Origin of the sequence: Metabacillus herbersteinensis (assembly GCF_042433335.1) — a bacterium.
Classification (GTDB): Bacteria; Bacillota; Bacilli; order Bacillales; family Bacillaceae; genus Metabacillus; species Metabacillus herbersteinensis.
This window is the reverse complement of the sequence record NZ_JBHLVO010000001.1, coordinates 71,595-93,250: the sequence shown is the minus strand read 5'-3', so window position 1 is coordinate 93,250 and position 21,656 is coordinate 71,595. Positions and strand designations below refer to the sequence as shown.

The 21,656-nt window shown below is 37.6% G+C and carries 21 protein-coding genes, 2 pseudogenes and 2 riboswitches; of the genes and pseudogenes, 16 read left to right on the top strand and 7 right to left on the bottom strand.

Annotation, left to right across the window (positions count from 1 at the left end; translation table 11 throughout):
• Positions 1–47 precede the first annotated feature (47 nt).
• Genes ACFFIX_RS00465 through ACFFIX_RS00455 form a run of 3 tightly spaced genes read left to right on the top strand, consistent with a single transcriptional unit; the run spans position 48 to position 883 of the window.
• Positions 48–278: a hypothetical protein gene (locus ACFFIX_RS00465; protein WP_378929331.1), complete on the top strand. Its 231-nt coding sequence runs from the start codon at positions 48–50 to the stop codon at positions 276–278.
• Between the two features lie 11 nt (positions 279–289).
• The gene (locus ACFFIX_RS00460; protein WP_378929329.1) at positions 290–613 is read left to right on the top strand and encodes a DUF5658 family protein; all 324 of its coding nucleotides are present in this window, start codon (positions 290–292) and stop codon (positions 611–613) included.
• Positions 614–670: 57 nt separating this feature from the next.
• The gene (locus ACFFIX_RS00455; RefSeq protein WP_378929327.1) at positions 671–883 is read left to right on the top strand and encodes a hypothetical protein; all 213 of its coding nucleotides are present in this window, start codon (positions 671–673) and stop codon (positions 881–883) included.
• 27 nt (positions 884–910) lie between these two features.
• On the opposite strand, the gene ACFFIX_RS00450 is transcribed toward ACFFIX_RS00455, so the two are convergent.
• From ACFFIX_RS00450 to ACFFIX_RS00435, 4 genes are all read right to left on the bottom strand, one after another.
• A complete protein-coding gene (locus ACFFIX_RS00450; RefSeq protein ID WP_378929325.1) occupies positions 911–1,252 on the bottom strand; it encodes a helix-turn-helix domain-containing protein in 342 nt (113 codons plus the stop codon).
• A gap of 79 nt (positions 1,253–1,331) precedes the next feature.
• Complete coding sequence (locus ACFFIX_RS00445; protein ID WP_378929323.1) at positions 1,332–1,487, bottom strand: anti-repressor SinI family protein; 156 nt, start codon at positions 1,485–1,487, stop codon at positions 1,332–1,334.
• A 32-nt stretch (positions 1,488–1,519) separates the two neighbouring features.
• Positions 1,520–1,607: riboswitch (cyclic di-GMP riboswitch) on the bottom strand.
• A 306-nt stretch (positions 1,608–1,913) separates the two neighbouring features.
• On the bottom strand, positions 1,914–2,711 hold the full coding sequence (locus ACFFIX_RS00440) for a YqhG family protein (RefSeq protein ID WP_378929321.1): 798 nt from the start codon (positions 2,709–2,711) through the stop codon (positions 1,914–1,916).
• Positions 2,712–2,755: 44 nt separating this feature from the next.
• On the bottom strand, positions 2,756–4,438 hold the full coding sequence (locus ACFFIX_RS00435) for a DEAD/DEAH box helicase (RefSeq protein ID WP_378930328.1): 1,683 nt from the start codon (positions 4,436–4,438) through the stop codon (positions 2,756–2,758).
• 309 nt (positions 4,439–4,747) lie between these two features.
• Positions 4,748–4,844: riboswitch (glycine riboswitch) on the top strand.
• 212 nt (positions 4,845–5,056) lie between these two features.
• On the opposite strand from ACFFIX_RS00435, the gene gcvT reads away from it, so the two are divergent.
• The 4 genes from gcvT to ACFFIX_RS00415 all read left to right on the top strand — a co-directional run bounded on the left by gcvT (position 5,057) and on the right by ACFFIX_RS00415 (position 9,948).
• The gene (gene gcvT / locus ACFFIX_RS00430) at positions 5,057–6,160 is read left to right on the top strand and encodes a glycine cleavage system aminomethyltransferase GcvT (protein ID WP_378929319.1); all 1,104 of its coding nucleotides are present in this window, start codon (positions 5,057–5,059) and stop codon (positions 6,158–6,160) included.
• Between the two features lie 31 nt (positions 6,161–6,191).
• Complete coding sequence (gene gcvPA / locus ACFFIX_RS00425) at positions 6,192–7,535, top strand: aminomethyl-transferring glycine dehydrogenase subunit GcvPA (RefSeq protein ID WP_378929317.1); 1,344 nt, start codon at positions 6,192–6,194, stop codon at positions 7,533–7,535.
• The gene (gene gcvPB, locus ACFFIX_RS00420) at positions 7,532–8,989 is read left to right on the top strand and encodes an aminomethyl-transferring glycine dehydrogenase subunit GcvPB (RefSeq protein WP_378929314.1); all 1,458 of its coding nucleotides are present in this window, start codon (positions 7,532–7,534) and stop codon (positions 8,987–8,989) included. The genes gcvPA and gcvPB overlap by 4 nt, the downstream gene beginning before the upstream one ends.
• Before the next feature lie 269 nt (positions 8,990–9,258).
• A complete protein-coding gene (locus ACFFIX_RS00415) occupies positions 9,259–9,948 on the top strand; it encodes a helix-turn-helix domain-containing protein (protein WP_378929312.1) in 690 nt (229 codons plus the stop codon).
• Between the two features lie 62 nt (positions 9,949–10,010).
• On the opposite strand, the gene ACFFIX_RS00410 is transcribed toward ACFFIX_RS00415, so the two are convergent.
• On the bottom strand, positions 10,011–10,391 hold the full coding sequence (locus tag ACFFIX_RS00410; RefSeq protein ID WP_378929309.1) for a rhodanese-like domain-containing protein: 381 nt from the start codon (positions 10,389–10,391) through the stop codon (positions 10,011–10,013).
• A 182-nt stretch (positions 10,392–10,573) separates the two neighbouring features.
• On the opposite strand from ACFFIX_RS00410, the gene lipM reads away from it, so the two are divergent.
• From lipM to ACFFIX_RS00380, 6 genes and pseudogenes are all read left to right on the top strand, one after another.
• On the top strand, positions 10,574–11,410 hold the full coding sequence (gene lipM / locus ACFFIX_RS00405; protein WP_378929307.1) for an octanoyltransferase LipM: 837 nt from the start codon (positions 10,574–10,576) through the stop codon (positions 11,408–11,410).
• A gap of 357 nt (positions 11,411–11,767) precedes the next feature.
• A pseudogene (locus ACFFIX_RS00400) lies at positions 11,768–12,562 on the top strand (ribonucleotide reductase barrel domain-containing protein); the annotation flags it as partial.
• 112 nt (positions 12,563–12,674) lie between these two features.
• A complete protein-coding gene (locus ACFFIX_RS00395; protein ID WP_378929304.1) occupies positions 12,675–13,550 on the top strand; it encodes an endonuclease domain-containing protein in 876 nt (291 codons plus the stop codon).
• Between the two features lie 250 nt (positions 13,551–13,800).
• Positions 13,801–15,570 (top strand): annotated as a pseudogene (locus ACFFIX_RS00390) (vitamin B12-dependent ribonucleotide reductase); the annotation flags it as partial.
• Between the two features lie 213 nt (positions 15,571–15,783).
• On the top strand, positions 15,784–16,209 hold the full coding sequence (gene mntR / locus ACFFIX_RS00385; protein WP_378929302.1) for a transcriptional regulator MntR: 426 nt from the start codon (positions 15,784–15,786) through the stop codon (positions 16,207–16,209).
• Between the two features lie 293 nt (positions 16,210–16,502).
• Positions 16,503–17,390, top strand: a complete 888-nt coding sequence (locus ACFFIX_RS00380) for a patatin-like phospholipase family protein (protein ID WP_378929300.1) — start codon at positions 16,503–16,505, stop codon at positions 17,388–17,390.
• 1 nt (position 17,391) lies between these two features.
• On the opposite strand, the gene ACFFIX_RS00375 is transcribed toward ACFFIX_RS00380, so the two are convergent.
• Complete coding sequence (locus ACFFIX_RS00375; protein ID WP_378929298.1) at positions 17,392–17,781, bottom strand: SA1362 family protein; 390 nt, start codon at positions 17,779–17,781, stop codon at positions 17,392–17,394.
• A gap of 85 nt (positions 17,782–17,866) precedes the next feature.
• The gene (locus ACFFIX_RS00370) at positions 17,867–18,820 is read right to left on the bottom strand and encodes a DUF1385 domain-containing protein (protein WP_378929296.1); all 954 of its coding nucleotides are present in this window, start codon (positions 18,818–18,820) and stop codon (positions 17,867–17,869) included.
• 315 nt (positions 18,821–19,135) lie between these two features.
• On the opposite strand from ACFFIX_RS00370, the gene ACFFIX_RS00365 reads away from it, so the two are divergent.
• The 3 genes from ACFFIX_RS00365 to ACFFIX_RS00355 all read left to right on the top strand — a co-directional run bounded on the left by ACFFIX_RS00365 (position 19,136) and on the right by ACFFIX_RS00355 (position 21,604).
• A complete protein-coding gene (locus ACFFIX_RS00365) occupies positions 19,136–19,678 on the top strand; it encodes a YqhR family membrane protein (RefSeq protein ID WP_378929294.1) in 543 nt (180 codons plus the stop codon).
• 424 nt (positions 19,679–20,102) lie between these two features.
• The gene (gene aroQ, locus ACFFIX_RS00360; protein ID WP_378929292.1) at positions 20,103–20,546 is read left to right on the top strand and encodes a type II 3-dehydroquinate dehydratase; all 444 of its coding nucleotides are present in this window, start codon (positions 20,103–20,105) and stop codon (positions 20,544–20,546) included.
• Positions 20,543–21,604: a M24 family metallopeptidase gene (locus ACFFIX_RS00355; RefSeq protein WP_378929289.1), complete on the top strand. Its 1,062-nt coding sequence runs from the start codon at positions 20,543–20,545 to the stop codon at positions 21,602–21,604. The genes aroQ and ACFFIX_RS00355 overlap by 4 nt, the downstream gene beginning before the upstream one ends.
• The last annotated feature ends 52 nt before the right edge of the window (positions 21,605–21,656 follow it).

Sequence of the window (21,656 nt, the reverse complement as noted above, 5' to 3'; positions counted from 1 at the left end):
GTTCTTTATTGAGAATTGATAGTGCTCTATTTGAAAGAAGTGAAATGATGAAAAAACTACTTAAAGGTCTATCTACAATTCTCCTTGGTTTATTGGTCCTAACAGCTGGACTTTTATTGTTCTTAGAACTCCAACCAAGAGGTGAAGGAGAAAAGGGTCAGGGAGATCAAGCTCTCGAAAATACAAAAGTTGATCCACAGGAAGAAATAGAAACATACGGTAAAACCTATATAAGTATAAACAATGCACAAAGATCGCTCATAACAGTGGTTGTCTAAAAGGAGATCCCATGAAATACTCTTTTCTCTCATTAGCACTACTCAACATCATCGACCTAGACCTTACATTCATAGGCTTACATTTCGACCTTATTGAAGAAAATAACCCACTTATGAAATTCCTTTATCATCAAAGTCCATCTTTATTTCTAGGTGTGAAATTATCCTTTTCAATTTTTTTATTACTTCTTGTGATGACGCAAAGATTGCCGAGTACCTTTCTACTTAAATCGCTGACTTTAATTGCAATAAGCATTTATCTAGTTGTTTTATCCTTACATAGTATCTGGATTTATTCTTTCCTTTTTTTAACAGGGGGTCTTTTCAGTAGGTAGTTATGAATAGGCTTTCATAACGTGATTGTTCAATGATGGTAGGGGAGTGGATGAGGTATGTATAAAAAACACTGTAACCGATGTTTTCAGCCTTCTTTCAGTAGCTATGCTGGAGGAGAGTGGATTTGTCCTATCTGTACTAATGATCTCACAACTAGAAAAGCAGTAATTGCAAGCAATCGTACAGATTTGACTAGTAACTATGCAAAGTATCAAGATCAGAAGGAAGTATCTTGTAAAAAGAATTCATCTGTCTCTTACCAAGCATAATAAAAAGTGAGTCGGATCGGATCCAACTCACTTTGTTTTGTTTTCTTGGTTAACTTTCCATTTGTTGAATTCTAAGAATTCCTTAAATTGATCTTTTGTCACTCCGGAATTCATTGCTTCTCGTACAAGTGAAGACCATTCGTTGTCGAGGTTACTTTCATATGTTGTTTCATATTCTTCGTTTAATAATGTGTTTACCGAAATGCCTAGAACAGAAGAAATCTTTTCTAAAAATTGAACAGAAGGGTTTGATTGTAGATTACGTTCGATTGAACTTAAGTAAGATTTTGCGACTCCTGCTCGTTCTGCTAGTTCAGATAGAGATAGATTTTTTTGATTGCGGTATTTTTTTATGTGCTGTCCAATCATTTGATCACCTTCCTATTATCGCCATTCTATTATAGCATATAACGAAGGGAGTGTATGATATTTAGAACACTTTTTCATATTATTTTGTAAGCTCCGGAAATTTTGTTGAGACGTTTGGATAATTTGATAGAAATTGACGTATTTCTTCTGGATTAATACCTAGTTCTAAAGCAGACAGAATTAATTCTTTCCACTCTTGATCTAACGTGCCGTAATCGATTGTGCTACTCTCCATGTTTCCCCCCCCTAAAATACCTTCCCTGTATTTCAGGCAGCCCAGCCGTCATGGTTACTATGTAACGGAAGACCTGTGACTTTGCGTCCCTATTTTTCAATAGGTTTGCCTTTAACTGATCAAGCAGTTAATGCCTATTAAACAACGTATTACGAAAGTCCTTACTTTATGTATCACTTACTTCCTAAATCTATTATAAAAAGGAATTTCTAGGAAGTGTGTTGAAACCTGTCGACACACAATATTTTTTGAATTGTAAGAATATTTTACAATACTGTAACACTACAAAGGTTATAATACCTATGTTACATATAGTTATATTGGTTTAGTAAATATAGTTCAGTAAGTAAAGGGTACTTTTACCTATTTTTTATACAGTTTTACAAAATTTAATTTTGTCGAATAGAAGAAGAAAATAATGTAAATTTAAGCATTAAAAGACTTTGGAGTTAAATAAAAGATGCCACCGTTTTGAACAGACACATTAATTTGTGGTTCATAGAGATCTTTTAGTGCTTCCTTTTCGATATGATAGCAGTCTGGTTTTTCTTCAATGTCTTCGTAGAAGTGGTTTAATAGCATTAGATCCTCGTTCTGGCGTTGTCTCGCATCGTCAGCCCAGTTGTGATTATCTTGCTCAATAATTTGCTGAATATATTGCTGGATTCGTATTAAGCCACTTTGAGGTTTGATGAGTGGGGACATCGTAAAGCTATAATCAGGGATTCTTGGTGTTAGTTCTAGCTGTTCAAGTTTTTCTTGAAAGTTCTCCACTAAACTCCCGCTAATTAGGTGAAGGCCAATCGAGAATAATTGATCTTTTTTCATATCGCATTGATAAGAAACCATTAAATTGACTGCTAGCCACGGGTGTAGGGGAATACTCCCGCCTGATGATTGGGCGTTTTCATAGAGTCGAATATAGCTGCCTAAATTTTTAGTCGAACGAAAAATTTGGTGCAGACGAGGAGCACCAAAATGCATGACTTCCCCTTTTAAATCTTCTGGTGCTTTTAACCGGTCCGTAATTAGTGTTAATTTCATTGGATTTGGTACACCGTTGGTTTTTTCTAGGTAATGCCAATAGAAGGGACGGTTCATTAGTTCTTTATCAAGATCAATCGTTAATTGAACAGTTAGATGACTTTGTTCGTTTTCAACGATTTCACATGAATTAGCTGTGAAAAAATTTTCTAAGTATGTGTGGATTTGCTGCTGTTGCATTTAAACCGCTCCTATCTATTAGTTGTGACAGATACTTAAGTCTATTAATCGCCACTTGCCGCTTTGCGATTGTCTTGGGCTTGTTCAGCATAATGAAGAATTGATGTTAAGTTTTCCATCTTTATTTTCATTTCACCGTCTGATCTTGAATGGAACATAATATCTTGTAGATGTTCTTCGAAATTGTTGATTTCTAAACGTGTTAGAATTTCGTCCAGTTCACCGATTACTTTTTCAAATAAATTTATTTTTTCATATAGTAGTTTTAAAATATGTTCTTCGATTGTATTCCTTGTTGCCATGTTGTAAATGTGAACGTCTCGTTCTTGGCCGAGACGGTGAATTCGACCGATTCGTTGTTCGAGCTTCATTGGGTTCCAAGGTAAATCATAGTTAATAATGTGGTTGCAGAATTGCAAATTGATTCCTTCGCCACCAGCTTCTGTTGCAATTAATACTTGAACTCGATTTTTAAATAGTTCTTTCATCCAGTCTTTTTTACCTCGTTTAAAGCCTCCACGAAATGGGACGGAAGTAATACCTGCCTGTTTCAAATACCATTGTAAACAAAACTGTGTTGCCCGATATTCAGTAAAAATGATGACCTTATCGTTAATAGATTGAATGAGTTCAACGACTTTTTTAGCTTTTGTATTTTGTGTAACCTGATCGATGAGTGTCATTAATCCTTTGATTACATGTTCAGGCAGTGGTTGTCCTTCTTCTTCAGGACGATCGGACATTTTCTTTAACGTCATGTAGACAGCTTCACGGCTACTACAAGCTTCTCGTTGTAGGGTCATAATTGAAAATGAGTTGGCCGTATAATCAGATGCGGATTTTAGTTCGGAAATTCCATCATATAAAGCTTGTTCAGTTTCGGAAAAATCAATTGCGACCGTTTCAACATGACGTTTTGGCCAGTCAATTCCGGTGTCACCACGACGATTACGAATCATCACTTTATTAATGAGTTCACGTAATTGCTCATGATCGTCTAATGATCGATCTTTTGCAGAGAAAACTTCAGTAAAGTAGGCTTCATTGCCAAGATGCCCTGGCTTTAACAATGACACCAAGTTGAAAATTTCTTCAACTCGGTTTTGAACCGGTGTTGCTGTGAGTAGTAAACAATATTTTTTCTTTAAATTTTGAACAAATTCATAGTTTTTCGTTTTGTTGTTTTTAAGTTTATGAGCTTCGTCGATAATCACTAAATCATAGGATTGATTATAGACAATCTCGCGGTGGGGACTTCTTTTTGCCGTATCAATAGAAGAAACGACGATATCATAAGCTTCCCACACATAGCTTTTCTTCTGCTCGATTGCTGGAATATGAAATTTTTCGTTTAGTTCTTTTGCCCACTGAGAAACTAGCGAGGCAGGGACTAAAATTAACACTTTCTTCACGAGACCACGAATCATGTATTCTTTTAAAACTAGTCCAGCTTCGATCGTTTTACCTAAACCAACCTCGTCAGCTAATATTGCTTTTCCGTTCATTTTTTCGACTACATTTTTTGCAACTTCTAGTTGATGGGGCAGTGGAGTAAAGTTGGGCAGGTGCTTAGGAGCTTGCAAGCCTTCAAAGTCAGGGATCGCCAAGTAATTTTGTACCTCTGAGGCCAGTTTATACAATTCCCAATTTGCCCAAGGACCATCTGTTTCCATTCTTTCAAAAAAACCTTCCTGCCAGGACGAATCAAAATTTATTTTCACATTCATTAGTGATGACAGCCCTTTCATACTTTCAAATTCTTAACTTCTATTGTTCACTTTCTAGGATTGTAAGAAAGTATTTTCGTTTGTTAATGGTTGTTTACTTGCAAAAGACGAACGATTAGTTGTATGTAAACTATAATTATTAAGATAAAATAGCATTGCCGAAATAGTCGGTTAATGGTAGGATGTAATAAGTAATCATGTTTAAAGTAGTTTCAATTCGAACTTTTTTTCTTCTGGTTTTCTAAAAAGAGTCGAATGTCTTGGTAACTGTTGTACTAGTATGTCCAACAAAAAATTAAATATGAGCGGATGAGAATAAGGGGAGAGACTACAGGTTCTAGGACTATGTAGCGCCGAAGGAGCAAACTGCTGTGAATCTCTCAGGCAAAAAGACTCTTATTTGACGCAACTCTGGAGAGTGTTTGCTTAACGGGTGATTTTTTTTACCCAATAGGACAAACTACCAAAGGGGAAAGCCTTATTTGTGAACGTTCATGTGACGAATACATAGGGTAAACTTTCAGGTCCAAGGACAGAGACTTCTATATTGTGTATAGGAGTACTCTGTCCTTTTTTGTGTGCTTATCTGTGGTTGCCAAATCAAGAGGAGGAGATAGGATGTCAGGTTTAAAGAGAACGCCTTTATTTGATGTGTACAAGGAATATGGTGGCAAAACCATTGATTTTGGTGGATGGGAGCTTCCGGTTCAATTTTCTTCTATTAAAGAAGAGCATGAAGCTGTTCGAACAAAAGCTGGTCTTTTTGATGTTTCACATATGGGTGAAGTTGATGTGAAGGGACCTGATAGCTTAGCATACCTTCAAAAACTAATGACAAATGATGTTTCAACACTTAAGGATGGGGCTGCACAGTACACCGCGATGTGTTATGAAGATGGCGGTACTGTTGATGATCTTCTTGTTTACAAAAAATCTGACAATCACTATTTGCTCGTCATAAACGCTGGGAATATTGACAAGGATTTTGATTGGCTTCAGTCTCATTTAGAAGGGAACGTTGAAATCACTAATATATCTGAGAAGACGGGGCAACTAGCTCTTCAAGGTCCTTTAGCTGAACAGATTCTACAACAACTAACTTCTACTGATTTACAAGAAATTAAGTTTTTTAAATTTAAAGATGAAGTCGATGTGGCTGGTTACAAAGCACTTGTGTCAAGAACTGGTTATACAGGGGAAGACGGTTTTGAAGTTTATTGCAATTCTGAAGATGCATCTGCACTTTGGAAGGCGATGTTAGATGCTGGTAAGGAATTCGGTGCAGTGCCTTGTGGCTTAGGGGCACGTGATACATTACGTTTTGAAGCCAATCTGGCCTTATATGGTCAGGAGCTGTCAAAAAATATCACACCGATTGAAGCTGGCATTGGTTTTGCCGTTAAAACGAATAAAGAAGCTGATTTCTTCGGAAAAGCAGTTCTTAAAGAGCAAAAAGAAAAGGGCGCGTCTCGTAAGCTCGTTGGAATTGAAATGATTGATAAAGGCATTCCTCGACATGGCTATGAAGTTTTTAATGGAGAAGATCTGATTGGTGAGGTTACGACTGGAACACAATCTCCGACTCTTAAGAAAAACATCGGATTGGCTCTAGTGAAAGCAGAATTTGCTGAGCTTGGAACGGAAGTAAATGTTCAAATTCGTAAAAAACGCTTAAAAGCGGTTGTCGTTGCTACACCTTTTTATAAACGTCCTAAAAAATAAGCAAGCTTTTAATACGAAAGGGGTTAAGAGGATGAAACATCGTTATTTACCAATGACAGATCAAGATAAACAAGAAATGCTAGATACAATTGGTGTTAGTGCGGTTGATGAACTGTTTGAGGATATTCCTGAGAGTGTACGTTTTCAAGGGGAATACAACATTAAAAAGGCAAAATCTGAAACAGAGTTAATGAAGGAACTTTCTGCAATTGCTGCGAAAAATAAGGATTTACGCAGTCATGCTTCCTTTTTAGGTGCCGGTGTTTATGATCATTACATGCCGATCATTGTTGATCACGTGATTTCGCGTTCAGAGTTTTATACAGCTTACACTCCCTATCAACCGGAAATTTCGCAAGGGGAATTACAAGCGATCTTTGAATTCCAGACGATGATTTGCGAGTTAACGGGTATGGATGTTGCGAATTCGTCAATGTATGACGGTGGTACGTCACTTGCTGAAGCAGCGATGCTTGCGGCAGGTCAGACGAAAAAGAAAAAGGTGTTAGTGTCAAAATCAGTTCATCCAGAGTCACGTGATGTGCTTAGAACGTATGCTACCGGGCAGTATATTGAAGTCGTTGAAATCCCGGTGAAAGACGGAGTAACTGATTTAGATGCACTTGCAAGTGAAATGTCAGATGAGGTTGCAGCAGTTGTTGTACAATACCCAAACTTTTTTGGTATAGTGGAGCCTTTAAAAGACATTGAACCAATTGCACATACAGGTAAAAGCATGTTCATCGTATCATCTAATCCACTTGCACTAGGTGCTTTAACACCTCCAGGAGAGTTTGGGGCCGATATCGTTGCAGGTGATGCACAGCCATTTGGTATTCCAACTGCATTTGGTGGGCCGCACTGTGGGTATTTTGCTGTAACAACGAAATTATTGCGCAAAGTTCCAGGACGTCTGGTTGGTCAAACAAAAGATGAAGACGGCAAACGTGGTTTTGTGTTAACTCTGCAAGCTCGTGAACAACATATCCGTCGTGACAAAGCGACATCTAATATTTGCTCAAATCAAGCGTTAAATGCTCTAGCAGCAAGTGTTGCGATGACTGCTCTAGGTAAAAAGGGTGTCAGAGAAATGGCCACTCAAAACATTCAAAAAGCAAATTATGCGAAAAAAATGGTAACAGCAGCTGGTGTGGAAGTTCCTTTTGAGGGACCAATTTTCAACGAGTTTGTTGTAAAGCTTCCTAAATCAGTTAAAGAAGTGAATGAAAACTTGCTTAAAAAGGGAATTATTGGCGGTTTTGATCTGGGACGAGTGGATTCTGAGCTAGAAAATCATATGCTCATTGCTGTCACTGAGCTTCGTACAAAAGAAGAAATTGATACTCTTGTGAGAGAATTGGGGGAAGTTCAATGATAAATCAAGATCAAGCCTTAATTTTTGAACTTAGCAAGCCTGGCCGCATCGGTTATAGCTTACCAGAACTTGAAATTGAGGAAACACCAATTGATGAGCTAATCCCAAGTGAATATATTCGTACCGACGAACCTAAGCTTCCAGAAGTTTCAGAGCTAGATATTATGAGACATTATACGGCTCTTTCAAAACGAAATCATGGTGTTGATTCAGGATTCTATCCACTTGGTTCTTGTACAATGAAATACAACCCAAAAATCAACGAAAATGTTGCGAGAATTGCAGGTTTTGCACATGTTCATCCGCTTCAAGATGAAAGTACTGTACAAGGTGCAATGGAATTATTATTTGATCTTCAGGAACATTTAAAGGAAATTACCGGAATGGATGAAGTAACCCTTCAGCCTGCAGCTGGTGCACATGGTGAATGGACTGGGCTAATGATGATTCGTGCCTATCATGAAGCAAATAAGGATACGAAACGTACAAAAGTAATCGTCCCTGACTCTGCACACGGTACAAATCCTGCTTCAGCAACTGTGGCTGGTTTTGAAACAGTAACGGTTAAGTCGAACGAACATGGATTAGTAGATTTAGAAGATTTACGACGTGTAGTTGGAGAAGATACGGCTGCATTAATGTTAACAAACCCTAACACACTTGGTCTTTTTGAAGAGAATATTCTAGAAATGGCGGCAATTGTCCATGAAGCTGGTGGTAAGCTTTATTATGATGGTGCCAACTTAAACGCTGTTCTAAGCAAAGCACGTCCTGGGGATATGGGCTTTGATGTTGTTCATTTAAATTTGCATAAAACATTTACAGGTCCACACGGTGGAGGCGGCCCAGGTTCAGGTCCTGTGGGAGTAAAAGCAGATCTGATCCAATACCTGCCTAAACCAGTCCTAGAAAAACGTGAAGATGGCTACCACTTCAACTATGATCGCCCACAATCAATTGGCCGTGTTAAACCTTATTACGGAAACTTTGGGATCAACGTTCGTGCTTATACGTACATTCGTTCAATGGGTCCTGATGGATTAAAAGCTGTCACGGAATATGCTGTACTGAATGCAAACTACATGATGCGTCGTTTAGAACCGCATTTTGATCTTCCGTTTGATCGTCATTGTAAGCATGAATTCGTTCTATCAGGAAAACGCCAAAAGAAGCTTGGTGTGAGAACACTAGATATCGCCAAACGCTTGCTTGACTTTGGCTATCACCCACCGACAATTTACTTCCCACTCAATGTGGAAGAGTGTATTATGATCGAACCAACCGAAACAGAATCAAAAGAAACACTAGATTCTTTCATCGAGGCAATGATCCAAATTGCCAAAGAAGCAGAAGAGACACCAGAAGTTGTTCAAGAGGCACCACATACAACGGTTGTAAAACGTCTTGACGAAACAACCGCTGCTCGTAAACCGATATTAAGATATCAAGCATAAACCAAGAGGATTCGCTTTTAAGCGGATCCTTTTTAGTTGAACTTATCAGGTTCTTAGTGTTAGTCCGACCGAAGGGAGCTACTGACATTTAGGAACGTGATTTGTAGATTGCTGTCATTCCATCGTTGCTACTCTAATATTCTGCCGAAATAACCGCCATTTCTAAAGATTATGACTAGTTTTTAGAACCTTTGTCGACATGCAGGAATAATGCGTCCGCCTTAACGAATACAACAGATACAAAAAAATAATAAAGGATGGTGTCATAAATGGCGAATGGCTTGCATAGCTCAAAGGTTGCTTCGTTACTTGGTGAATCTACTTATATGATCAAATCGTGGGAATCGGAATTTCCCGAATTTCTAAGCATTCAAAGAGATTCTAAAAATTCCCGAAAATACAGTCCTGAAAATATTGAAACCCTGCGTAAAATTAAAGCAATGAAAAACAACGGCTTTGACACAGTAACGATTACCCAATTACTGCATTCACAAAGTGGAAACCAAGTTATCCCTAGATCACCTAATATTGAAACATCAGAGGAACTCAAGGCATCATTGGAAAAACTAGTATCGTTCATTGAATCAGATGAGGTGAAAAATCTTTTAAAAGTAGATACACGCTTAACTAAACTTGAGGATGATTTAGTAGAAAAGATAGAGGGGAGCTTCCAAAGTCATATAGCCTCTTCAACACAAACTCATATCAAAATAAATCAAGCGGAATTTGCAAGCATCAAGGAAAAAATTTCCTCTCTCTCTATTGTATCTCACCAAGAACGTGAATTGTATCAAGACGAAATCAAACAGGAGCGTGAACTAGCCAAAAAACACATTGATTCCCGCGAACAGAGATTTTTAGCTTTTGTAAAGGAACATCAACGAAAACAAGGAGAACAACCAATTGAGCCAAAATCGGGCATTGGGTTGTTAAAGCAGTTCATGGGATTTGCGAGGTAGGTAGATGTTGAGGACAAAAAACAGACTCTATTTCATTTTCGGAAATAGAGTCTGTTTTTATATTATTTCTTTGTCTTAATCTTACCTGACCACTGTTTAAAGCCACCCTTTAGACAACTTAGGTCACCATAGCCTTTTCTCTTCAACATCTGAGCAGCACGACCACTTCGAACTGTGTTTTGACAATAAAGATAAACAGGCTGATCTGTACGAATTTCTTTATGACGCTGACGCATTTGAGAAAGAGGAATGTTTCGAGCACCAAGGATGTGTCCGCCTTCATATTCATTTGGTTCGCGAACGTCAATCAGTTGCGCTTTGCGGTACCCAGCACGAAATTCATCTTCTTTTAGCGTTTTCATGATCCGACGTTGATAAATAAATGAAAAAGCAGAGTAAGCAATGATTGCCGATAGTACAATTAGTAGAAAAATCCAAGACAACGTAATCCGACTCCTTTTATGATATCTATAATTGGTCAGTTCATTTGAACTTATAATTCGACATCTATAATTATATAAGAGCTTGTTCTAAATGTCATTAGCTCTCATGCAAAATTATTTTCTTCTTGTCTTTCTTTTGATAGACTAAGTAGGGATTAAATACGGAAGAAGAGGGTCACATAATGACGAAAGATGTATGGCGTTTTATTGATTCAGGCAATTGTTCTCCAGCCTTTAACATGGCAATGGACGAAGCTTTATTAGAGTGGCATAGTGCCGGGAAAATTCCTCCAACGATTCGATTTTATGGATGGGATCCACCAACACTTTCTGTTGGTTACTTTCAAAAGGTTGAAAAAGAAATAAATATGGATGCAGTAAAAAGATATGGCCTTGGATTTGTTAGAAGGCCGACTGGTGGAAGAGGAGTTCTTCATGACAAAGAACTTACATATAGTGTGATCGTTTCAGAAGACCACCCAGAAATGCCGAAAACAGTAACCGAAGCCTATCGAGTTATTTCTGAAGGTGTTTTGGAAGGATTTAAAAACTTAGGTTTGGATGCTTATTTTTCAATTCCGCGATCAGAGGAAGAAAAGCAAGGTCTAAAAGATCCTCGTTCAGCAGTTTGTTTTGACGCACCATCTTGGTATGAATTGGTTGTAGAAGGCCGAAAAGTCGCGGGAAGTGCGCAAACACGCCAAAAAGGAGTGATTCTCCAACACGGTTCAATTCTTCTCGATATCAATGAGGATATGTTGTTTGATCTATTTAACTATTCAAACGATCGAGTCCGGGAAAGAATGCAACGTGCCTTTAAAAATAAAGCAGTTGCAACAAATGCACTTCGGGAAATTCCTGTAACTATAGAAGAAGCAAGAATTGCTTTTAAAAAAGGTTTTGAAAAGGGTTTAAATATTGAATTAGAAGCTTACACACTTAACGAAGAAGAATTTCAATATGTAGAGAGAATTGCAAAAGAAAAATACAGTTCTGATGAATGGAATTACAAAAGATAAGACGGCATACTGTGTCGTCTTTTTTCTATTAAATGATTTGTCAAAAAACGCAATATAAAAATATTTTTTTTAATAATTTAATAAACCTACATTTAACAACGTTTTCCGGCAAATTATTGGATGCAAGTAACAAATTCCTTCAAAAATCTACATTTTTACAATGAAATCTTATTTATCCTCTTGAATTCGTTTATTATTGGTAAGTTTCACATTTGACAAAAAGATAAAAAATAGATCGAAAATCTATATGTGGTATTGAAGTATTTAGTCTAGGCCTATATATTGTATTGATTTGCGTAATATGATAAATTAAATCAAGTGAATAAAGTAATACTAGAGAGATTAGGAGTTGTTTTAATGTCAGTTGCGTTAGAGAAAAAAATGATGATTAACGTAGAAAAACTCAACAAGGATATATCTGCTTTCCCACAAGTCCATCCTGTGACTGCGGACATGAAGCTTACCCATAAGGGTGTATCTAGACTTGTTATGCTTGATCGATACACATTTAAGGATACAGAGAAAATTACCTTGTCAGCAGGGGATTTTGTTGTCTTAACCATAAAAGAAGATCCTAAATTCCCAGCACGAGGACTTGGGTATATTCAAGAAATTGACTGGCAAGAAAAAACAGCAAAAGTATTAATAGATCAGGACTATCGTCATTCTTTAGACAAGCCTGAGGAGATTGAAACAGGGATTGTCAAACGTTCGCTTGATGTAATTGAAAAGCCACTTGAAGTTTTCTACGAACAAATCGCAAAACGAAATGCAACAGGCTTAGCCTCGGTTGAAAAAACAGAAGAAAAACGTCAAGAATGGTTTCAAAAGTTTTACGAGGAGCTTGTGAATCTTAATTTTGTACCAGCTGGTCGTGTACTATACGGTGCTGGAGCAGGGACAGACGTCACTTATTTCAACTGTTACGTAATGCCTTATGTTCAAGATTCACGCGAAGGCATCTCAGAACACCGCAAACAAGTCATGGAAATCATGAGCCGAGGCGGTGGAGTCGGAACAAACGGCTCAACACTCCGACCACGCAACACACTAGCTCGAGGTGTTAATGGAAAATCATCCGGATCGGTGTCTTGGTTGGATGATATTGCTAAGTTGACCCATCTTGTTGAGCAAGGTGGTTCAAGACGAGGTAGATCATAATTATGTGCTTCGTCTTAAAATAACCTCGTGAATTGCTGGGAACTCTTTTGGTACATCATGTGTATAACTGCCTAGATGGAAAATATCTTGGAGGAGTATCACTATGAAACCATATGATGCAAAATGTATTCAATTATGTTTAATTTGTGGTTTTAGAGCATCTCATAATAAAAATGGTCAGTTCTCATCTCATTTACTAAACAATCACAACATTAAAATCAATGACTACCTATACAAATATTACTATTCAACCAAAGATTTAAAGTGTAGTTACGAATTATGTCAAAAGAGTGTGGATCTTAGAAGAGGCAAACCAAAGAAACATTGTAGTAGATCCTGTGCAAACAAGCATGATCCATTAAAATGTATTCATTGTGGTAAAAAGTTTTATGCGATGAACAGAAGCACAAAAACCTGTGGACCTTCTTGTGCAAAGTCGATTAAATCGAGGAAAATTAAAGAATGGCACGCTAATATGCCAAAAATAGAAAAAGAATTGCACTTTAAAAGAATAATCGCCAAAACTGCCTCAACTAGAATTAAAAATAAGACACCTTCTTGGAATAGTGGTAAAACAGGTATCTATACCCAAGAAACGATAGAAAAAATTCGTTCTGCTACTTTAAAACAAATGGAACATCAAACATTTAGAAAAACCAATATAGAAAAATTAGTAGAGTCATACTTGATAATGATTGATGTTAACTATAGGTATTCTTATATTTTAGAGAAAAGACAATATGATTTTCTGTTGGTTGATTATAAAATATTGATTGAGTGTGATGGAGACTATTGGCATGCTAATCCAAAATTTTATCCTAAACCTGCTGAGTGGCAGTTGGAAAGGATAATTATTGACCAAGAAAAAAATGAGATTGCTACTAAGAATGGATATATCATCATTAGATTTTGGGAAGATGATATTCTAAACAACTTTAAATATGTTGAAAGTAAGATTGCATCATATATGACCTATTAGCTAAAACATGGCTGGAAACGGCGAGTGTGAATGCTTAAAAATAATAGGTGGAAAAAGACAATCAGCAGCCAAGCTCCTAAACTGGAGAAGGTTCAACGACCATCGAAAGCGCACCGATAAGGTGAAAGCGAGTAGAGTAGGAATCAAGCGATTTCGAAGTGCGAGGGCACCTAATTGAATTGGTGTAAGATATGGTCTGAACTCTAAGGTGACTTAGAGAGTTGATCTAGCGAATCAACGTAACAAAATGGCACAAATGATCATGCTTTCCGACTGGCACCCTGACATCATTGAATTCATCATCTCAAAAATGCAAAACCCAAGAATTCTTAGATATTTAATTGAAAATACAAATGATGAAAGCATAAAAAAATATGCTGAAGAAAAATTGAAATTTACACCACTTACAGAACAAGAAGTGGCAATGTATCAAGGAATTATTAACTATAAAACGATTCCAGGTTTAGGCGGCTTTAGTGAGAGAATTATTAAAGATGCAGAGTTAAAGCTGAGTATCGGTGGAACCTATAGTGTTCATAATTCTGAGTTTTTAACAGGTGCAAACATCTCTGTCTGCTTAACAAAAGACTTTATGGATGCTGTTGAAAACGATGCAGAGTATGAACTTCGATTCCCAGATGTTGAAAGCTATGATGCTGATAAGATGGCAACATACAATGAAGAGTGGCATAAAGTTGGGGATGTACGTGAGTGGGAGAAAATGGGCTACAAAGTTCGCACTTATCGTAAAATCAAAGCGAAAGAGCTTTGGAATCTTATCAACGTTTGCGCAACGTATTCAGCAGAGCCAGGTATCTTCTTCATTGACAATGCAAACGACATGACAAATGCAAAAGCCTATGGTCAAAAGGTTGTTGCAACGAATCCGTGTGGAGAACAACCACTCGCACCATACTCTGTCTGTAACTTAGCTGCAGTAAACCTAGCAGAAATGGCAGACAAAGAAACGAAAACAGTTAATTTCGAAAAGCTTAGAAAAACGGTAGAAGTTGGCGTGAGAATGCAGGACAACGTGATCGACGCTACTCCTTACTTCTTAGCAGAAAACAAAAAACAAGCTCTTGGTGAGCGCCGCGTAGGTCTCGGTGTAATGGGTTTACACGATCTACTGATCTACTGTGAAACAGAGTACGGCTCTGAAGAAGGAAATATACTTGTAGATAAGGTGTTTGAAACGATTGCTACAACAGCGTATCGTGCGTCAGTAGGTCTTGCGAAAGAAAAGGGTAGCTTTCCTTTCTTAACAGGAGAAAATGCTGAGCAAACAAATTCTTTAAGAGAAGCCTTTACTAAAACAGGTTTTATGGAAAAAATGCCTGCTGATATAAACGACGATATTAAGAAGTACGGAATTCGAAATTCACATTTACTAACTGTTGCACCGACAGGCAGCACAGGGACAATGGTTGGAGTTTCAACAGGCCTAGAGCCTTACTTCTCTTTCTCCTATTTCCGCAGCGGAAGATTAGGGAAATTCATTGAAGTAAAAGCGGATATTGTTCAAGAGTATCTTGACGGACATCCTGAAGCCGATGCAAATAATTTACCTTCATGGTTTATTTCATCAATGGAATTATCACCACAAGCTCATGTAGATGTTCAATGCATGATTCAACGTTGGATTGATAGCTCAATTAGTAAAACAGTTAACGCACCAAAGGGTTATACGGTTGATCAGGTACAAAAAGTATATGAGCGTCTATACAAAGGTGGGGCAAAAGGTGGCACTGTCTATGTAGATGGAAGCCGTGACACTCAAGTATTAACGTTAAAAGCAGAAGAAAATTCATTCGATGAGTCGGAAGAAAAAAGTGTTGATACAAGAGAAAAAGGAAGAGTTGTTCTTGTTGATACCATTAATGCTTTACGTTCAACAGACGTAACGGTTGGAAATGAAGTAGGTAATAAGTGCCCAGTATGTCGCGAAGGTACTGTAGAAGATCTGGGTGGATGTAACACATGTACAAGCTGTGGAGCACAATTAAAGTGCGGTTTGTAAATTCATAAAAGAGTGAGGCGTGGGACCGACTACAAGGTCCTGCGCTTTTTTCTAGTTGAACATTAATATCATGTGTTAGATTTATATTAAGCTCTAACCAAATTTTCTCGTTGAATCCCTTCATTGCTTGTCATCCACTTTAAACTAATGTAAACTTATAATGATTTCCATATTTCATATAAAAGCACCGGCAGCACTATTGGAGGGGACTACATGCCAACACCTAGCATGGAAGACTACATAGAACAAATTTACATACTCATTGATGAAAAAGGATATGCACGAGTTTCAGATATAGCAGAAGCACTCGCCGTCCATCCCTCCTCAGTAACGAAGATGGTTCAGAAGTTGGACAAAGATGAATACTTAATATATGAAAAATATAGAGGACTAATTTTAACACCAAAAGGTAAGAAGATCGGTAAACGACTTGTGTACCGCCACGAACTCCTTGAACAATTTATGAGAATCATTGGGGTAGATGAAGATAAGGTTTACAATGATGTCGAAGGAATTGAACATCATCTAAGCTGGAATGCCATCGATCGCATTGGAGATTTAGTTCAATTTTTTGAAGAAAATAAAGAACGCGTAGAATCGTTAAGAGGTATTCAAAAGCAAAATGAAGAACAACAATAACAGGGAAGGCGTCCGCTTGCGGGCGTCTTTTTCTTCTAGAAATACTTGCTAAGAGATCGCAAATGCCCAAAACAATCACTGAAGACGAACTAACTATAACATTTTTAATGTAAACAGCCTTAGAATCGGCCACTTCGCCCGGTATATCGGCCACTCAGCCGGGAACCTCCACTCTAATCTCGCAAAAATTCACCTTCCATCTCAACCCGTCCAAAAAAACTCCTCCCTCACAAAAAGGTCTATTTTCCACACCTCCCTCTTAAACTATAATGATGACGCAAGGGGGGAGCATTGTGCGAATTGATGGTGTTTTTTCTGGAGGAGGCATTAAGGGATTTGCTTTAATAGGAGCTTACCAGGCTATAGAGCAAAGGGGATATGAATTTGAACGTTTAGCTGGTACGAGTGCAGGGTCAATTCTTTCTGCATTTATAGCGGCTGGGTATACAAGTGCGGAAATTCTCAAAATGATGGAAGATGTAAATTTGAAGAGACTGCTTGATGAAAGACCTTCATTTCTTCCTTTTAAATTCATGAAGTGGATTGCAATTTATTGGCGTCTGGGCTTGTACAAGGGGGCTAATTTAGAGCTGTGGCTTGAAAAAAAACTGAGTGCAAAAGGTGTAACAACTTTTGGTGATTTAAAAAAGGGCGCATTAAGAGTCATTGCATCAGATCTTACTAATGGAAGAATGATCGTCATTCCAGATGACCTGCCTAAGTATGGCTTGAATCCAGAGGGCTTTTCAGTTGCCCGCGCGGTTCGAATGAGCTGTAGCTTACCTTACTTTTTTGAGCCAGTGAAGTTGACGAGTTCAACTGGAGTTAGTGTCGTAGTGGATGGTGGAGTATTAAGTAATTTTCCGATTTGGTTATTTCAACAAAAAGATCCCAATCAAAATAAACGACCTGTCCTCGGAGTGAAACTGAGTCCAAAAGATGAGGAGAGACCAAAAAATAGAATTGGGAATGCGTTTGAAATGTATGAGGCCTTATTCGAAACGATGAAAGACGCGCATGATGCCAGACATATTTCGTCTCGACATGAAAAAAGTATCATCTTCATTCCTGTTGAAAACATCATAACGACGGAATTTAAGTTAACAGAACAAAAAAAACTAGCCCTTATTGAGCTAGGTCGTGAACGAGCAGATTCTTTTTTGAAAAATTGGCCCCATTAACTTAAAAAGAAGCACGATTTTTCTTTTTACCTTTTTTACCCTCAATCACAGTTAAATGTGTTTGTTTTGTTTTCTTTAGAGCCGAAGCCTTTTTGCTTTTTCTCGCTTGAGATATACTTTTTACCTGTGGATTACTTTTCAAAGGTGAGGGAGCACGGTCATCGAAACGTCTTTTGGATTGTTTTGCAGCCTTCTTATAGCTAGAGTATTCTTGACCCATTCTCTTTTTCATATAAACACGATAAATAAGATAGATGATCGTGGCAATTCCACCATAAATGGCAACTTGCTTCACTAACCACAATGGATCTTTACCTATATTAGAAAGCAATCCTACCACACCTAAGGCTAAAACAATAAAAATGACACTTTGTATAATACGACGATTCATATGATCACCTCACGACTATTCTATTGAATCTTAAGAATACTTTATTGTGGATATGCTATTATATCCAGTTCTAGAGTAATTGATTCTAGACAATTTGCTCAAATGTTGTTGCCGTTTCTGTTTCTTTCTCCATACGTACTAACTCATTAAAGCTTGCGATAGCAACTTCGACTTGATCATTAGCAGGCTCTTTTGTTGTGAGCAACTGCAACCATAATCCTGGGTAGCCAAGTGCACGTAACACCGGAATATCACGAAGCTTATTAGAGAATTGTAATACTTCAAATGAGATTCCTAGAACAACAGGTATAAGTGCGAGTCGGTTCAAGATACGTGCCCATAGTGGATCTGTTGGGACAAGTGTGTAGACAAAAACACCTACGATTACGGTGAAAATAATAAAACTACTTCCACAACGGTAATGAAGTCTTGATTGATTTTGAACATTTTCTACGGTTAGAGGTAAATTGTTTTCATAGGCATTAATGACCTTATGTTCGGCACCATGATATTGAAAAACTCGTCTAATCAAAGGTGTAAATGATATAGCATATATATATGCAATAAGCAGGATAAGTTTGAAAGCACCTTCAATCAATATTTGCGAAAAATCTGATTGAAAAATAAATCGCAAAGATTCAGCTAGGAAAACGGGTATTAATGTAAAAATAACTTTTCCAAAAAAGAAAGAAATAATACCCACAGCTGCAACACCTAGCCACATCGAAAGCTTGGATTCACTTTTACTTTTTTCCTTTTGAACACTTTCATCGTCCTCAGGATTAACCTCATATCGATCAGTAGAGAAGTTTAAATGTTTCGACCCGTTTGCACTTGCCTCAATAATCGCGACAATGCCACGTAGGAAAGGAATTTTCTTTAATTTTGTTAAAAATGAATTCTTTTTTCTAGGTAATCGATAATAATCAATGGATTCGTCTGTTCTGCGGATTGCAGTAACATAATGGTGCTTTCCACCGAACATTACACCTTCAATAACTGCTTGCCCACCATATGCGGGCTTTGTTTGATTTGACATGTGACACCAACCTACCTATCTATTTACGTTTCAGTATACTTATCTTGACAGTAAACAAGGGAAAAAACAATGTTTAGCCATTAATTTTGTGTCCAATTTTATGAACAATATATAAGTATATTCTACAAAAATATGTGAGAAACCTCTAGGTCGATGTGACAGATTCTTAATAATTAAATTGGAAATAATTCCTTAATTATAGTATACCCAAGCTTTTTATCGCTAGACATGTATTTTTCTATGTAACATGCAAAACACTAACCATAATAAAAAATCATATTCAGAACAATAATTACATATGGAGGTGCTTTTGAAATGTCTGAAGAAAAAGATGAAAAAGACGATAAAGATGAAAAAGATACGGGTAAGGACGATCCAAACCTAGAGCAGAATAAAACCGAACCACCTGTATCATTAATGGGGAAAGTGGTTGTTACTGGATTTGTAGGTGGGGTGTTTTGGAGCTTACTTGCTTATTTGGCCTATATTTTTAATTTTACAGAAGTAAGTCCGAACATGGTTTTACAGCCCTTTGCAGTTGGTGAGTGGAAAAATAGTACACTTGGAAACATAATTGGAATTGTCGTAATCGGAGTGTTGTCAATTGGTGTCGCATTAGTCTATTATGCAGTCCTAAAAAGATTTAAGCCGATGTGGGTAGGGATGATTTATGGTATAGCTTTATGGGGTCTTGTGTTTTTTTTATTAAATCCGATTTTTCCTAATCTAAAAACAGTGTTTGAATTACAACGAGATACGATCATAACGACGGTTTGTTTTTATATACTATATGGTACCTTTGTCGGGTATTCGATCTCTTTTGAATACAATGAGTTAAATGTAAAAACAGAAAGCTAATAATGAATGAGGGAATTTATAAATTGTGATAGAATGTTCTGTAAATGAACATTCTTTTTTTAGTGACAGTTCGACCGAAGGAGTTACTGCCACTTAAGAACGTGATTAGAGAAACTTCTATAAGTGGTCATCTGATGGTTAGTAGAACTTATCAGGTTTTTAGAGACAGTTCGACCGAAGGAGTTACTGCCACTTAAGAACGTGATTAGAGAAACTTCTATAAGTGGTCATCTGATGGTTAGTAGAACTTATCAGGTTTTTAGAGACAGTTCGACCGAAGGAGTTACTGCCACTTAAGAACGTGATTAGTGAAACTTCCATAAGTGGTCATCTGATGGTTAGTAGAACTTATCAGGTTTTTAGAGACAGTTCGACCAAGGGGAGTTACTGCCACTTAAGAACGTGATAGTTAGGGGAGAAAAAAATGAAAATTCTTGTAATAAATGGCCCGAATTTAAATCGATTAGGCTTACGTGAACCTGAAGTTTATGGCACGAAGTCATTAACAGAGTTGGAACAAGAGCTAATAAATTTTGCGGAAACACAAAAAGTAGAACTGACATGTTTTCAGTCAAATCATGAAGGAGACATTATCGATGCGATTCATGAATCTGAGAACCAATTTCATGGAATTGTAATGAATCCAGGGGCTTTTACTCATTATAGCTATGCGATTCGAGATGCAATTGTTAGCGTTACCACTCCAGTCATTGAAGTACATATTTCAAATGTTCATAAAAGAGAAAGCTTTCGAAGTGAATCCGTAACAGCGGCTGCAACGGTTGGGCAAATTGTTGGATTAGGATTTCAAGGCTATAGATTGGCCATTCTAGCACTAAAGGAACTAAGAGGGGGAACTCAAAAATGAAATTAGATAAAATGCGCGACAGATTTAAAGAGTTAGATATTGATGGGATTTTAATTACAAGCGAGTACAATCGTCGTTACATAACAGGATTCACTGGCTCAGCAGGTGTTGTGGTTATTTCAGAATCGCAAGCAGTTTTTATTACAGATTTCCGTTACATGGAACAGGCTGCAAAACAGGTAGATGGATTTGAAATTGTTCAGCATACTGGTCCGATCGTCGAAGAAGTTGCAAATCAAGTTTCAAAATTAGGTATTAAAAAGTTAGGGTTTGAACAAGACCACCTTACATATGGCACGTACTCAAGCTATCAGAATGTGTTGAAAGACGCTGAATTCGTTCCCGTATCTGGTGCGGTGGAAAAGTTACGCTTGATTAAGTCACCTTCAGAGATTAAGATATTAAAGGAAGCAACGGAGATTGCTGACGCTGCATTTAAGCACATCTTAACCTATGTAAAGCCGGGATTAAAAGAAATCGAAGTTGCTAATGAGCTTGAGTTTTTCATGCGTAAAAATGGTGCTGCATCTTCATCATTCGATATCATCGTTGCATCAGGCTATCGTTCTGCATTGCCTCATGGTGTGGCAAGTGACAAGGAAATTGAAAAAGGCGACTTTGTAACGCTCGATTTTGGCGCATACTATAAAGGATATTGTTCAGATATAACCAGAACATTTGCTGTTGGAGAACCAAAGGATGAATTAAAGAATATTTATTCAATTGTTCTTGAAGCACAGCTTCGTGGTATGGCTGGGATTAGACCTGGCATGACTGGTAAAGAAGCAGACGCACTAACCAGAGACTACATTTCTGAACACGGATATGGTGAACAGTTTGGACACTCAACAGGGCATGGCTTAGGAATGGAAGTTCATGAGGGGCCAGCTTTATCCTTCAAATCGGATACCATTTTGCAGCCAGGTATGGTTGTTACAGTTGAACCTGGTATTTACGTTGCAGGACTGGGTGGTGTGAGAATTGAAGATGACACAGTCATTACATCTGATGGAAATGAATCCCTTTCTCACTCATCGAAAGAACTCATTATCTTATGAGAGTGAGTCTCTAAAGCGTACTACATAAAATTCATGAAATGCTTAAAGATTG